This window comes from Actinoplanes sp. GCM10030250 (assembly GCF_042666575.1).
GTDB lineage: Bacteria > Actinomycetota > Actinomycetes > Mycobacteriales > Micromonosporaceae > Actinoplanes.
The window spans coordinates 257,141-269,649 of record NZ_JBHTDO010000004.1; the positions used below are offsets into that span (position 1 = coordinate 257,141).

The following is a 12,509-nucleotide window of genomic DNA, read 5'->3' on the forward strand; positions in this document are numbered from 1 at the left end:
GCCCTCGAAAGTCATGGCGGCTCCACCCACTCGCTGCCTAAAGTCCCGGACATGAGCAACGTGGGACAGCTGCTACGGCACTGGCGTGACGACAGGCGGATCAGCCAGCTAGACCTGTCCACCCGGGCCGGCGTCTCCACCCGCCACCTGTCATTCGTGGAGACCGGCCGCTCCCGGCCGACGAGCGAGATGATCCTGCGGCTGGCCGAGGAACTCGACGTACCGCTGCGGGCGCGCAACGAACTGCTGCTCGCCGGCGGGTTCGCTCCGGCCTTCGCCGAGTCCGAGCTGGACGGCCGACCGCTGGCCACCGTCCTGGCCGCGCTGCGCAACGTGCTCACCGGCCACGATCCCTGCCCCGCGATCCTGGTCGACCGGCACTGGACCATGGTGGACGCGAACGCCGCCGTGTCCCGGTTCACCACCGGATGCGCTGCCGAGCTGCTCGAACCACCGGTCAACGTACTGCGACTGGCCCTGCACCCGAACGGCATGGCGCCTCGGATCGGAAATCTGGCCGAGTGGCGTACGCATGTCCTGCACCGCCTCGACCGCCAGACCGCCGCCACCGCCGACCCGGTGCTGCGCGAACTGCGCGACGAACTCTCCCGCTATCCCGGCGGCCTGATCACCGCACAGCCGGACGGCCTGGTCGTACCCCTGCTCCTGGATGATCTCAACTTCTTCAGCATGACCTCGGTGCTCGGCACCCCCCGCGACGTAACCCTCTCCGAGCTGGCAATCGAGGCCTTCCTCCCCGCCGACACCGCCACCGCGAACGCGCTACAACGCCCCGCGAACGCGCTACAACGCCCCGCGAACCCGCCACAACGCCCCGCGAACCCGCCACGACACCCCGCGAACCCAGCTACCAACCCGGCCACCACGGACGCACCGACGCCGGAGATGGCAGGATCGACGCATGGATCTCGGGCTGGCTGATCGCGTCTTCATCCTCACCGGGGCCTCCCGCGGCCTCGGCTTCGCCACCGCGCAGGCCCTCGTCCTCGACGGCGCCCGGGTGGTGATCTCGTCCCGGTCCGCGGACAAGGTCGACGAGGCAGTCGCCGAACTGGGCACCGACCACGCGGTGGGCGTCGCCGCCGACCTCAGCGACCCCACCACCGCGCGCGAGCTGGTCGACACCGCGATGGAACGCTTCGGCCGCCTCGACGGCGCCCTGGTCTCGGTCGGCGGCCCGGCCGCGGGTTCGGCCGCGAGCATGACCGACGAGCAGTGGCGGGCCGCCTTCGACACCGTCTTCCTCGGTTCGGTCCGCGCCGCGCGGACGTTCGCATCGGCGCTGCACGACGGTGGCGCCGTCGGGCTGGTCCTCTCCACCTCGGTGAAGACGCCGCTGGCCGGGCTGGGCCTGTCCAACGGCTTGCGGCCGGGTCTCGCCATGGTGGCGAAGGACATGGCCGACGAGTACGGGCCGCGCGGCGTGCGGGTGCTGAGCGTCCTGCCGGGCCGGTTCATGACAGATCGGAATCGCGAACTCTTCTCCGCCCACGACGACCCGGCGACGGCGATGGCCGAGGTCGCGGCGGGGATTCCGCTGCGCCGCATCGGCGAGCCTTCGGAGTACGGTCGGGTCGCCGCATTCCTGCTGTCCCCCGCCGCGAGTTACATGACCGGGGTGGCGGTCGCGGTCGACGGCGGAGCGCTGCGCACCCTGTGACCGCTCCGGGGTCCTCGCTGCGCAAACCAACTCCCGCCGAGGTGGCGGCCGCCGCCGGTCGAACCATTCCCGACCTGTTCGGCCCCGGCCTCAAGGTGCTCTTCTCCGGCATCAACCCGAGCCTCTACTCGGCGGCCACCGGCCATCACTTCGCCAGGCCGGGCAACCGGTTCTGGCCGTCTCTGCACGGCGGCGGTTTCACCGACCGCGTACTGCACCCCTCCGAGCAACATCTGCTGCCGGGCCTGGGCCTGGGCATCACCAACGTCGTGGCGCGGGCCACGGCCCGAGCCGACGAACTGACGGCAGACGAACTGGTCGCGGGCGGCAAGCTCTTGACCGATTTCGTACGCCGAACGAAGCCCCGCTTCCTAGCCGTACTCGGTGTAACGGCCTACCGCGCGGCATTCGACCGCCGCAAAGCGAGAATCGGCCCCCAACCGGACACGATCGCCGACGTTCCCGTGTGGGTGCTCCCCAACCCCAGCGGCCTGAACGCGCACTTCCAACTCCCCGACCTAGCCGCCGAGTTCGCCGCGCTACGAGAAGCCGTCGAACGCTGACCCACGCCCGCCATTACACAGTGGACACCCCTTTATGGCCTGAAGTCGTCGTCCCCCGGGCGCGGCGGCAGCACCCGCTGCTCATGAACCGCCGTCTCCTTGCGGAACCGATCAGCCGACGGATGCCACATCTCGTCGATCGGCCCCATCACACCGCCGCCGATGCCCTTTCGCCGGGCCCACCTCGCGAACCGCAGAAACGCGAACCCGAGCACCCCCAGCACCACGAGCAGGACGACGAACTCCATCACGGCTCCACCGTCGTCGCGGGAACGGTCACGATCTCGACCTCGTCGCTCGTGAAGGGTGGCGGGCTGACCGCGAACTGAGTGCGGTACAGCTCGGCGTAGAGACCACCCGCTTTGATCAGGTCGGTGTGCCGCCCGCGCTCGGCGATCCGGCCCTGATCGAGCACCAGGATCTGGTCGGCCTCGCGGATCGTGGAGAGCCGGTGGGCGATGACCAGCGCGGTCCGGCCGCGCAACGCCGCCGACAGCGCCCGCTGCACCGCCGCTTCGGACTCGCTGTCCAGGTGGGCCGTCGCCTCGTCGAGGATCACGATCGACGGCTGTTTGAGCAGCAACCGGGCGATCGCGATGCGCTGCTTCTCCCCGCCGGAGAACCGGTAGCCACGCTCACCCACCACCGTGTCCAGCCCTTCGGGCAGGGCCCGGACCAGGTCGGCCACCTGGGCACCCTCCAGCGCCGCCCACATCTGCTCGTCGGTCGCGTCCGGGCGCGCGTAGCGGAGGTTCTCCGCGATGGTCTCGTGGAACAGGTGCGAGTCCTGGGTGACCACGCCGACCGTGTCACGCAGCGAATCCAGCGTCGCGTCGCGCACGTCGACGCCGCCGATCAGCACCGCTCCCTCGGTCACGTCGTAGACCCGGGAGACCAGCATCGACGTGGTCGACTTGCCGGCGCCGGAGGGACCGACCAGTGCCACCATCTGTCCGGGCTCGACGGTGAAGTCCAGCCCTCGCAGCACCGGCGCGTTCTCCGTCCGGTCGAGGGTCGCGACGTCCTCCAGGGTGGCGAGCGAGACCTCCTCGGCGCTCGGGTAGCGGAACCGCACGTCGCGGAACTCGACCCGGCCCGAGCCGGCCGGAATCGCCGTGGCGCCCGGTTTCTCGGCGATGCCGGGTTTCAGGTCGAGCACCTCGAAGACCCGGTCGAAGGAGACGAGCGCGCTCATCACGTCGACCCGCACGTTGCTCAGCGCGGTGAGCGGGCCGTAGAGCCGGGTGAGCAGCAGAGCCAGGGTGACGACGGTGCCGGCGGAGACCTGACCCTGGACAGCCAGCCAGCCACCCAGCCCATACGTCAGGGCCTGTGCCAATGAGGCGACGAGCAGCATCGCGACGAAGAACGTTCGCGAGTACATCGCCTGCTCGATGCCGATGTCCCGCACCCGGGCGGCGCGCTCGCCGAACCGGCCGGCCTCAGCCTCGGGCCGGCCGAAGAGCTTGACCAGCAGCGCACCGGAGACGTTGAAACGCTCGGTCATCGTCGCGTTCATCTTCGCGTCGAGGTTGTACGACTCGCGGGTGATCTCGGCGAGCCGCTTGCCGACCCGGCGCGCGGGGAGGATGAAGACCGGCAGGAGCATCAGCGACAACGTGGTGATCTGCCAGGAGAGGCTGAACATCACGACCGCGGTGAGCACCAGCTGGATGACGTTGCTGAGCACGCCGGACAGCGTGGAGGTGAAGGCGCGCTGTGCGCCCACCACGTCGTTGTTGAGCCGGCTGACCAGCGCACCGGTCTGTGTCCGCGTGAAGAACTGCAGCGGCATGCGCTGGACGTGGTCGTAGACCCGGGTGCGCAGGTTGAGGATGATCCCCTCGCCGATGCGGGCCGAATACCACCGCTGGGCCAGCGAGAGCAGGGCGTCGGCGACCGCGAGGCCGGCGATGAGCAGGGCCAGCCGCACCACGGTGCCGCCCGCGCCGGGGGCGTTGCCGGTGATCGCGTTGATCACGTGGCCGGCGAGCAGCGGCGTCGCCACCCCGATGCCCGCGGCGAGCACCACGGTCACCATGAAGACCCCGATGTCCCGCCTGTACGGCTGGGCGAAGCGCACGATCCGCCGGCTGGTCCCGCTGCGGACCTGGTGCTCACGAACCCGGTCGGAGTTCTGGATCGAGCGCAGCACACTCCAGCTCGGCATGGACATGCGTCACCTCCCGGGGCGTCGCTCGACGGACAGCGCACAGCCTGTCACGTGGGTACGACAACCCGGGAGGTAAGGACGCTATTCCTGCGGCTACTCCCCTGATCCCAGCAGGTCGCTGAGCCGGCGAGTCTGTGCCTCGCGTTCCGCTCGGTCCTGCTCCGCATACGTCCGGTCGGACGCACCGGTCAGCAGTGCCTTGATCTCCGCGACGGCGCCGGTGTCGGCTGCCAGCACGGCGGCGGCCAGGTCGGCGACCGCCCCGTCCAGCTCGGCCCGGGGCACGACGGCGGTGGCCAGGCCGATCCGGTCCGCCTCCTCCGCCGAGATCCGCCGGCCGGTGACGCAGATCTCCAGTGCCCTGGACGGACCGACCAGCTCGGTGAGCCGTTTCGTGCCGCCCAGATCGGGCACCAGGCCGAGTGTCACCTCGGCCATCGAGAATCGCGCGTCGTCGGCGAGAACACGCATGTCGCAGTTCAGTGCGAGCTGGAAGCCGGCACCGATCGCATGCCCTTGTACGGCGGCGATTGTCACAATGGACGGACTGCGCAACCAGGTGAACGCGCTCTGGAAGACAGCAATCTGATCCGCGCACTCGGACGCGGACAACTGTGCCAACCGACCCAGGGAAGAATCGCCGCCACCACGCGCGACAGACAGATCCAGGCCGGCGGAAAACGCGCGACCCTCGCCCCGGACAATGACGATGCGCACGTCACCCGGTAATTTTCTTGAAATGTCGCCGAGCTCCGTCCACATGGACGGAGTCTGTGCATTGAGAACGTCGGGCCGGCACAACGTCACCGTCGCTACCGGCCCGTCCTGTTCGTAACGAACGCCTACCTCATCGGCTGCACCGGGCCCGGCGTTGCCGGACGTCACGCCTTCTTGCGGCGGCGGGCGCCGCCCCGCTGACGCAACTGCACACCCGATTCGGTGAGCACCCGGTGCACGAATCCGTAGGACCTTCCGGTGGAAGCGGCCAGCGCGCGGATGCTCTCGCCGGAGGTGTAACGCTTCACCAGGTCCTTGGCGAGCGACTGCCGCTCGCTACCGACGATTCGACGACCCTTCTCAGTACTGGTAGCTGTGCCAGTGGCTGCCATCTTGAATCCTCACGTCGCAGACAGTGCGGTCAGATACGGTCCCACCTATTACACCGTCTCCAACGATCATGCGCCAGGTATCCGGCGTGCGTGAACGTGCCCATTTATTACTGTCAGGAACTTGACGGTTACCACGGGCATCAATGTCAGACAGTTTGCAGACAGTGCACGTTGCCGCATTTACTGCCGGGTAGCGGTGCGACGGCCGCTTCGCCAAGACCATCGATCACCTGCGGAAACACTCGATCGAGGCAACCCGCTGGTGGAGACGTTGACCGCTCCGGAGAGTGGTGTGATCGCTCCGTGGGGTGACGGGATTTCGAGCCGGACGCGACCGTCGTCGCGCCCGACCTGCCCGCAAACGCCTGAATATCGCACTGTCTGTGTGGGCACCAGTTGACAACTGACGATGCCGATGATCCGCCACCTTGAGAAGGTTCAAGCGACCCGCCAGGGAGCCTCAGGCGAGCTCGACGAGCTCCAGGAGGTCGTCGCTCCAGGTGTCCTCGTCGCCGTCCGGCAGCAGGATCGCGCGGTCCGGCTTGAGCGCCTGCACGCAGCCGGCATCGTGGGTGACCAGCACGATCGCACCCGGGTAGTTGGCGATGGCGTCGAGCACCTGCTCGCGGCTCACCGGGTCGAGGTTGTTCGTCGGCTCGTCGAGGAGCAGCACGTTGGCACCGGAGCAGACCAGGGTCGCGAGAGCCAGCCGGGTCTTCTCGCCACCGGAGAGCACGCCGGCCGGCTTGTCGACGTCGTCACCGGAGAAGAGGAACGCGCCCAGGATCTTGCGCAGTTCGGTGTCGGTCTGCTCCGCGGCCGCGCTGCGCATGTGCTCGAGGATCGTCCGGTCCACGTCCAGCGTCTCGTGCTCCTGGGCGTAGTAGCCCAGCCGCAGTCCGTGCCCGGCACGCACCTCACCGGTGTCGGGCTCCAGGAGCCCGCCCAGCATCCGCAACAGCGTGGTCTTGCCGGCACCGTTGAGGCCGAGGATGGCAACCCGGGAACCGCGGTCCACCGCAACGTCAACATCGGTGAAGATCTCCAGGGAACCGTACGACTTCGACAGGCCGGACGCGGTCAGCGGAGTCTTGCCGCACGGGGCGGGACTCGGGAACCGTACCTTCGCGACCTTGTCGGAGGCCCTGGTCTCCTCCAGCCCGCCCAGCAGTTTCTCGGCGCGGCGGGCCATGTTCTGCGCGGCGATCGTCTTGGTGGCCTTGGCCCGCATCTTGTCGGCCTGCGCCATCAGGGCACCGGCCTTCTTCTCCGCGTTCGCCCGTTCACGGCGGCGGCGGCGCTCGTCGGTCTCCCGCGCCTCGAGGTACGTCTTCCAGCCCATGTTGTACATGTCGACGACCGAGCGGTTGGCGTCGAGATACCAGACCTTGTTGACCGCGGCGTCGAGCAGCTCGACGTCGTGGCTGATCACGATGAGGCCGCCCTTGTGCTGTGCCATGTAACCGCGCAGCCAGGCGATCGAGTCGTGGTCGAGGTGGTTCGTCGGCTCGTCGAGGAGCAGGATGCCCTTGCCGTTCTGCCCGGAGTTGGCGAACAGGATGCGGGCCAGCTCGATCCGGCGGCGCTGACCGCCGGAGAGGGTGCCGATCGTCTGGGCCAGGGCGCGGTCGGGCAGTCCGAGGTTCGCGCAGATCCGGGCGGCCTCGGCCTCGGCGCCGTACCCACCCAGGGCGGAGAACTGGTCCTCGAGCTGGCCGTAACGGCGCACCAGCTTGTCGTCGGCGCTCTCCTCCAGCTGAACCTCGAGCTTCTGCATCTCGACGAGGATGGTGTCCAGGCCGCGGGCGGAGAGGACCCGGTCGCGGCCGGTGACGTTCAGGTCGCCGGTCCGCGGGTCCTGTGGCAGGTAACCGACCTCACTGGTCCGTTCGACCTGTCCCGCGTACGGCACGCCCTCGCCGGCCAGCACCTTGAGCGTGGTGGTCTTGCCGGCGCCGTTGCGGCCGACCAGGCCGATCCGGTCGCCGGGCTGCACCCGCAGGGTGGTCGGTGAGATCAGGATGCGCGCGCCGGCGCGAAGTTCGAGTCCGGTGGCGGTGATCATTATTGTTTCTCGCTCTCGGTGATCGGGCTGACTCAGGGCGCAAGAAAGCGCCGGCCATCCGGTAGGAGTCATCAACTCCCGGGTTGGTCGGCGCTGGGCAGGTCAGCCTTCGCAGAGCAGCACGACACCCATAGTACCGGGCCGCCCGACATGACTCCCACCCGATTAATTCACAAGATCATCGGGTACTCGCCGGTCAACCGTGGCGAAGGTAGGACGACATGGAACTCAACGAACGCGCCGACATCGACACCAGTCAGATCGAGGACGGCAGGCGCTCGGGCGGCGGAGGCGGCGGACTCGGCGGTCTGCCCATCGGTGGCGGCGGCCTGGCCGGCATCGTGGTGACCCTGGTCATCGCCCTCGTCGGCGGCTATTTCGGGATCAACACGATGGGGGGCGGCGAGCCAGGAACCTCCACCGGTGAGCAGATCAGCTGCAGCGAGGAGCAGAAGCTCCAGTTGCTGGAGTGCCGCAACGCGCTCTATGTGACGTCGATCCAGGCGTACTGGCGGGGACAGCTGCCGGAGTCGTTCGGCGAGCAGTACGTGCCGGCCACCACACATCTGTTCCAGCAGTCGGTGAACACCGGCTGCGGGTCCGCCGACTCCGGCGTCGGGCCGTTCTACTGCCCCGCGGACGACAAGGTCTACATCGACCTGGCCTTCTACGAGGTGCTGTCCCAGCAGCTGGGTGCGCCCGGCGAGTTCGCTCAGCCCTACGTGCTCGCTCACGAGTACGGCCACCACGTCCAGGACGTTCTCGGCACCGAGGCGGACATGCGCCGCCGCCAGGAACGCGACCCGGGCTCGGCCAACGAGGAGTCGGTCAAGCTCGAACTGCAGGCCGACTGCTACGCCGGCGCGTGGGCGAACGCGGCCGCCAACACCGTCGACAAGGACGGTGACAAGATCTTCAAGAGCCTGACCGAGCAGGACATCCAGCAGGGCATCGACACCGCCGGCAAGATCGGCGACGACGCGCTCCAGCAGCGCGGCGGCGGCAAGGTCAACCCGAAGGAGTTCACCCACGGCACGTCCGCGCAGCGCCAGCAGTGGTTCAAGGTCGGGTACGAGTCCGGCGACCCGAAGCAGTGCGACACGTTCAAGGCGGGCGCCCTCGGCTGATCCGCCCGCGCAAGCCCTCACCTGATCAGCCCGCGCAATCCCTCGGCTGATCAGGCCTCACGGGGCCTCGGCTGATCCGCCGGCGGGCTCCTCGGGCTAGCCCCGCTCGGCGGGCTCTTTGATCAGAATCGGAACGGCTCGGGCCGCGGCCACAGCGGAGACAAGTACCGCGTGCCGCGGCTCGGGCACATCCAGCAGACGACCGGCACGCAGCGCGGCCACCGGCGCCAACTGCGGCGCACCCAGGATCGCGTCGACGGCCGTGCGGTCGCCTCCGGCCACGAGTGCGGCCATTGCCCGTACCTCCGGAAGAAGAATGCGCCCCACGATGCCGGCGCCGTCGGCAGCCGCCGCCTTTGCCTGATTGTCCCGGCGGCGCGCGAAACGCTGCTGCGACCAGCCACCCGCCGCCGTGCGCCCCTGCACATAGTGGGTGTCCACCTTGGACTTGACCAGCTCCGGCCCGTCCGCGACACCGACCGCGACCGCACCCTTTCGGGCCAGCAGCAGCCCCAGCCGCCGCGGCGCCTGCGCCTGAAGGATCAACTCCGCCACCGTCGCGGCCGAACCGGCACCGGGCGGCATGTGCAGCGTCGCCGAGACACCGTCCTCAGCGATCAAAATCAGACCCTCTTCACGGTACGACGTGTGCCGCGCCCGGAAATTCTCCAGCCAGCGGGGCAGCCGCTCCGGCGCGACGTCCACCCATTTCCCGCCGCCTGCGGCCGCTCGTTCGCCCATTCTTGTCAGACTACGGTGGCAGGATCCTCGGCATGAGCGACCTCGCCGGGATCCTGATGGAGCGCCTCGTCCCCGCGTTCGAGTCAGGCCGCGATCCCGCCCGGGCCGTCGGCGCCGCCGCCTACATGCGCGACCAGTTCCCCTTCCTCGGCCTCACCGCCCCCGCCCGGCGCACGCTGGCCCGCACCGCCCTGGCCGGCCTGCCCAGCCCCGGCGAGGATGACCTGCGCGCCGTCGCCCTCGCCTGCTGGCGCCGCGACGCCCGCGAGTTCCAGCAGTTCGCGTGCGACTACCTGACCCGCCACGTCGCCGTGCCCGGACCCGCGTTCGTGGCCGTCCTCGCCGAGCTGATCACGACGAAGTCCTGGTGGGACACTGTGGACCCGCTGGCCACCCGCGTGCTGGGCGGCCTGGTGACACGACATCCCTCGCTCGCGGCCACGATGGACGAGTGGTCACGCGAGGAGAACATGTGGCTGGTGCGGGCGGCGATCCTGCACCAGCTGCACTACGGGGCCGCTACCGATGAGGAGCGGCTGTTCGGATATTGCACGGCGCAGGCGGGCCATCGCGACTTCTTCGTGCGGAAGGCGATCGGGTGGGCGCTGCGGCACTACGCCCGCACCGACCCGGAAGCGGTCCGGAGGTTCCTGGCCGGCCCGGGGACGGATTTGTCACCGTTGTCAGTCCGGGAGGCAGCGAAGCACCTCTGAGCGACACTCCCGGTCCCGGTCGGCACCGGCCGGCCTCGGTCGGCAGTGGCCGGATGGGGCTTGTCTGCCCGCCTGCAAGTCAATGCGGCCTCGACTGGCAGGCGGGTGCGACGTCAGCCGGTGGTCAGCAGGCGGATCGCCAGGACAGCGATGACGATGCTGGAGACGAAGGCGGTGATCAGACGGCCGCGAGGGCCGGTGAGGAGCCGGCCGATCAGCGTGCCGCCACCGGCGATCAGCAATTGCCAGCTCGCGGACGCGATGAACGCACCGGCTACGAACCACACGCCGCCCCCGGTCCCGCCGGAACCGAGCACCAGCGCGGCGAAATAGACCACGGTGGCCGGGTTGAGGAGGGTGAGTCCGAGAATCCCGGCGTACGCACGAAGCGCCGTAGTTGGCCGCTCCGCTCGTTGCGTGACACCGGGCCTCCGGATCGCTCCCCAAGCGGTCCAGCCCGCCAGCCCGAGCAGCACTGCCGCACCGATCCACCGGAGCGGGGTGGCAATCGGCGCGATCACTCCGGCGACGACAGCGCCACCGGCGACCGCAATCAGCGCGTAGATCCCGTCCGCCGTAGCTGCCCCGAGCCCCGCAGCCGCACCCACCCGAAGCGAGGTCCGGGCGCTGAGCCCCGCGATCAACACCGCGATGGCCCCCACCGGCACAGCAATTCCGTAGCCGGCGACCACGCCGGCCAGAAATGCCCCGCTCATGACAGCTGCTGCACGACCGCCGTTCCACCGGGCACCGTCTGCTGCTGCCGCACGGCCCGGTCGGCCACAGCGACAGGGACAGCGAGGTACGGCTTCAACTTGGTCACGCCGCCATCATCAAGCCGCTCCCCCGGCCGAGGCCACTCATTTTCAGCACCCGGGGCCGGCTGGCGCTCGGGCAGGCAACCACCGGCGCATTACCTGCGTGAGCGCCAGCTCACGACACCAACGTCAGGAGAGGCAGGCGAGGAAGTCCCGGTAGGTGCGGTCGATGTCGCCCTCGTGGCTGTGGATGACCTTCACTCCCGGGCGGGTGGCGAGCAGAGCGGTCAGACGGTCGTAAAGCCCGTTGATGTACGCCTCATCGCCGCGCCCGGGTGAATCAGCAGCAGCGGGCGAGGGCGGGACAGGAGGGAGGGTGAGGTTGGGGATGCGGTGGGTGGGATCGGGACTGGTGTGGGTCCGCTCGATCAGGCGGCGCAGGGCGTTCTCCTTGGAATCGAGCAGCGTGACCTCGTGAAACGCCACCTGCACGGAAGCCGCCACCTCCTCCAACTCCCCGACGAACCCCGGGTCGGTCAGCAACTGCGGTACCACCACGTCATGCCCGGCCCCCAGATGAGCACGCGCCCCGGCCACAGCCACCGACCGTGCCAGCAACCCGGCGGCGTAGGGCTGAGAGGGCCAGCCCCCGATGAGGTCGCGGATGCGGTCGATGTCGAGGGTGAGCGAGAGCGGGTTGTCCTCGACATAACGGCGCGCGAGGGTCGATTTGCCGGTTGCGGGCGGGCCGTTGAGCAGGATCAGCCGGGGAGTAGTCACATCGGGCTCCTTTCTGACCTCGGAACGTGACCAATCACGGTCTGTCTCGATAAGGTCCGATCATGGTCGCTGAACTGATTCTGGTCCGGCACGGGCAGAGCCTGGCGAATGTCGCCTTTCCCGCAGCGGATGCGGAGGAACTTCTGGAGACGGAGGTCAGCGGGCGCGACGCTGAGGTGCCGCTGACCGAGACCGGGGAGGCGCAGGCCGCGGCACTGGGGAGCTGGCTGGCCGCCCTGCCGGAGGAGCACCGGCCACAGGTGGTGATCACGTCGCCGTACACGCGGGCGCGGGAGACCTGGCGGATCGCGGCGGAGGCGTCGGGGCTCGACTTCGCGGAGCCGGTTACGGACGACCGGCTGGTGGACCGGATGATGGGCGACCTGGAGTTGCTGACGCGGGCGGCGGTGGCGCAGCGGTTCCCGGACGAGGCGGGCCGGCGGGCCGAGGCCGGTGAGTACAACTACGCCCCACCGGGTGGCGAGTCGTTCGCCGATATCGCGGTGCGCCTCAAGTCCTTCCTGGACGATCTGCACGCGGAACATCCGGGCAAGCGGGTCGTGGTGGTCGCGCACGACGCGGTGGTGCTGATGATGCGAGCCGTGATCGAGCAGTTGAGCTGGGACGAGGTACTCGCGGTCGAGGCGGAGGCGGGCAGCGTACGCAATGCGTCGATCACCCGCTTCGAAGGCTCGCCGGGCCACCTGGTCCTCGACCGCTACAACGTCGTCGACCACCTCCCGCCGGCCTGACGCATCGATGAGCGTCTTGCCAAGGCAAATCCGCGAACTTATGTTGA

13 protein-coding genes and 1 pseudogene are annotated in these 12,509 nt (G+C 69.2%); 6 read left to right on the forward strand and 8 right to left on the reverse strand.

The features are described from left to right. Positions 1-51 precede the first annotated feature (51 nt). The 3 genes and pseudogenes from ACFQV6_RS09065 to mug all read left to right on the forward strand — a co-directional run. Positions 52-789 (forward strand): annotated as a pseudogene (locus tag ACFQV6_RS09065) (helix-turn-helix domain-containing protein); the annotation flags it as partial. A 133-nt stretch (positions 790-922) separates the two neighbouring features. Continuing rightward, positions 923-1,681, forward strand: a complete 759-nt coding sequence (locus ACFQV6_RS09070; RefSeq protein WP_378026907.1) for an SDR family oxidoreductase — start codon at positions 923-925, stop codon at positions 1,679-1,681. Further along, a complete protein-coding gene (gene mug, locus ACFQV6_RS09075; RefSeq protein ID WP_378026908.1) occupies positions 1,678-2,244 on the forward strand; it encodes a G/U mismatch-specific DNA glycosylase in 567 nt (188 codons plus the stop codon). Before ACFQV6_RS09070 ends, mug begins: the two co-directional genes overlap by 4 nt. Positions 2,245-2,276: 32 nt before the next feature. On the opposite strand, the gene ACFQV6_RS09080 is transcribed toward mug, so the two are convergent. The 5 genes from ACFQV6_RS09080 to ACFQV6_RS09100 all read right to left on the reverse strand — a co-directional run bounded on the left by ACFQV6_RS09080 (position 2,277) and on the right by ACFQV6_RS09100 (position 7,591). After that, entirely contained in the window at positions 2,277-2,492 is a 216-nt protein-coding gene (locus tag ACFQV6_RS09080; RefSeq protein WP_378026909.1) for a hypothetical protein, read from the reverse strand. Next, on the reverse strand, positions 2,492-4,414 hold the full coding sequence (locus ACFQV6_RS09085) for an ABC transporter ATP-binding protein (RefSeq protein ID WP_378026977.1): 1,923 nt from the start codon (positions 4,412-4,414) through the stop codon (positions 2,492-2,494). The genes ACFQV6_RS09080 and ACFQV6_RS09085 overlap by 1 nt, the downstream gene beginning before the upstream one ends. Positions 4,415-4,510: 96 nt before the next feature. Beyond that, positions 4,511-5,302, reverse strand: a complete 792-nt coding sequence (locus ACFQV6_RS09090; RefSeq protein ID WP_378026910.1) for an enoyl-CoA hydratase/isomerase family protein — start codon at positions 5,300-5,302, stop codon at positions 4,511-4,513. Then, positions 5,299-5,526, reverse strand: a complete 228-nt coding sequence (locus tag ACFQV6_RS09095; protein WP_014441759.1) for a helix-turn-helix domain-containing protein — start codon at positions 5,524-5,526, stop codon at positions 5,299-5,301. The genes ACFQV6_RS09090 and ACFQV6_RS09095 overlap by 4 nt, the downstream gene beginning before the upstream one ends. 460 nt (positions 5,527-5,986) lie before the next feature. Continuing rightward, positions 5,987-7,591, reverse strand: a complete 1,605-nt coding sequence (locus tag ACFQV6_RS09100) for an ABC-F family ATP-binding cassette domain-containing protein (RefSeq protein ID WP_378026911.1) — start codon at positions 7,589-7,591, stop codon at positions 5,987-5,989. A 221-nt stretch (positions 7,592-7,812) separates the two neighbouring features. On the opposite strand from ACFQV6_RS09100, the gene ACFQV6_RS09105 reads away from it, so the two are divergent. Continuing rightward, positions 7,813-8,718, forward strand: a complete 906-nt coding sequence (locus ACFQV6_RS09105) for a neutral zinc metallopeptidase (protein WP_378026912.1) — start codon at positions 7,813-7,815, stop codon at positions 8,716-8,718. Positions 8,719-8,814: 96 nt separating this feature from the next. Here ACFQV6_RS09105 and ACFQV6_RS09110 read toward each other — a convergent pair whose 3' ends face one another. Continuing rightward, on the reverse strand, positions 8,815-9,459 hold the full coding sequence (locus ACFQV6_RS09110) for an acVLRF1 family peptidyl-tRNA hydrolase (RefSeq protein ID WP_378026913.1): 645 nt from the start codon (positions 9,457-9,459) through the stop codon (positions 8,815-8,817). Positions 9,460-9,491: 32 nt separating this feature from the next. Here ACFQV6_RS09110 and ACFQV6_RS09115 point away from each other — a divergent pair, with 32 nt between their 5' ends. Then, positions 9,492-10,172, forward strand: a complete 681-nt coding sequence (locus tag ACFQV6_RS09115; protein ID WP_378026914.1) for a DNA alkylation repair protein — start codon at positions 9,492-9,494, stop codon at positions 10,170-10,172. A gap of 113 nt (positions 10,173-10,285) precedes the next feature. Here ACFQV6_RS09115 and ACFQV6_RS09120 read toward each other — a convergent pair whose 3' ends face one another. After that, entirely contained in the window at positions 10,286-10,888 is a 603-nt protein-coding gene (locus ACFQV6_RS09120; protein WP_378026915.1) for a LysE family transporter, read from the reverse strand. Positions 10,889-11,119: 231 nt separating this feature from the next. After that, on the reverse strand, positions 11,120-11,710 hold the full coding sequence (locus ACFQV6_RS09125) for an AAA family ATPase (RefSeq protein ID WP_378026916.1): 591 nt from the start codon (positions 11,708-11,710) through the stop codon (positions 11,120-11,122). A 62-nt stretch (positions 11,711-11,772) separates the two neighbouring features. Here ACFQV6_RS09125 and ACFQV6_RS09130 point away from each other — a divergent pair, with 62 nt between their 5' ends. Next, positions 11,773-12,462: a histidine phosphatase family protein gene (locus tag ACFQV6_RS09130; protein ID WP_378026917.1), complete on the forward strand. Its 690-nt coding sequence runs from the start codon at positions 11,773-11,775 to the stop codon at positions 12,460-12,462. The last annotated feature ends 47 nt before the right edge of the window (positions 12,463-12,509 follow it).

What these genes read in the sequence shown, in the direction of transcription:
- ACFQV6_RS09070 (WP_378026907.1), top strand. Translation starts at nt 923, where the DNA reads ATGGATCTCGGGCTGGCTGATCGCGTCTTCATCCTCACCGGGGCCTCC.
- ACFQV6_RS09080 (WP_378026909.1), bottom strand. Translation starts at nt 2,492, where the DNA reads ATGGAGTTCGTCGTCCTGCTCGTGGTGCTGGGGGTGCTCGGGTTCGCG.
- ACFQV6_RS09085 (WP_378026977.1), bottom strand. Translation starts at nt 4,414, where the DNA reads ATGCCGAGCTGGAGTGTGCTGCGCTCGATCCAGAACTCCGACCGGGTT.
- ACFQV6_RS09095 (WP_014441759.1), bottom strand. Translation starts at nt 5,526, where the DNA reads ATGGCAGCCACTGGCACAGCTACCAGTACTGAGAAGGGTCGTCGAATC.
- ACFQV6_RS09100 (WP_378026911.1), bottom strand. Translation starts at nt 7,591, where the DNA reads ATGATCACCGCCACCGGACTCGAACTTCGCGCCGGCGCGCGCATCCTG.
- ACFQV6_RS09105 (WP_378026912.1), top strand. Translation starts at nt 7,813, where the DNA reads ATGGAACTCAACGAACGCGCCGACATCGACACCAGTCAGATCGAGGAC.
- ACFQV6_RS09110 (WP_378026913.1), bottom strand. Translation starts at nt 9,459, where the DNA reads ATGGGCGAACGAGCGGCCGCAGGCGGCGGGAAATGGGTGGACGTCGCG.
- ACFQV6_RS09115 (WP_378026914.1), top strand. Translation starts at nt 9,492, where the DNA reads ATGAGCGACCTCGCCGGGATCCTGATGGAGCGCCTCGTCCCCGCGTTC.
- ACFQV6_RS09120 (WP_378026915.1), bottom strand. Translation starts at nt 10,888, where the DNA reads ATGAGCGGGGCATTTCTGGCCGGCGTGGTCGCCGGCTACGGAATTGCT.
- ACFQV6_RS09130 (WP_378026917.1), top strand. Translation starts at nt 11,773, where the DNA reads ATGGTCGCTGAACTGATTCTGGTCCGGCACGGGCAGAGCCTGGCGAAT.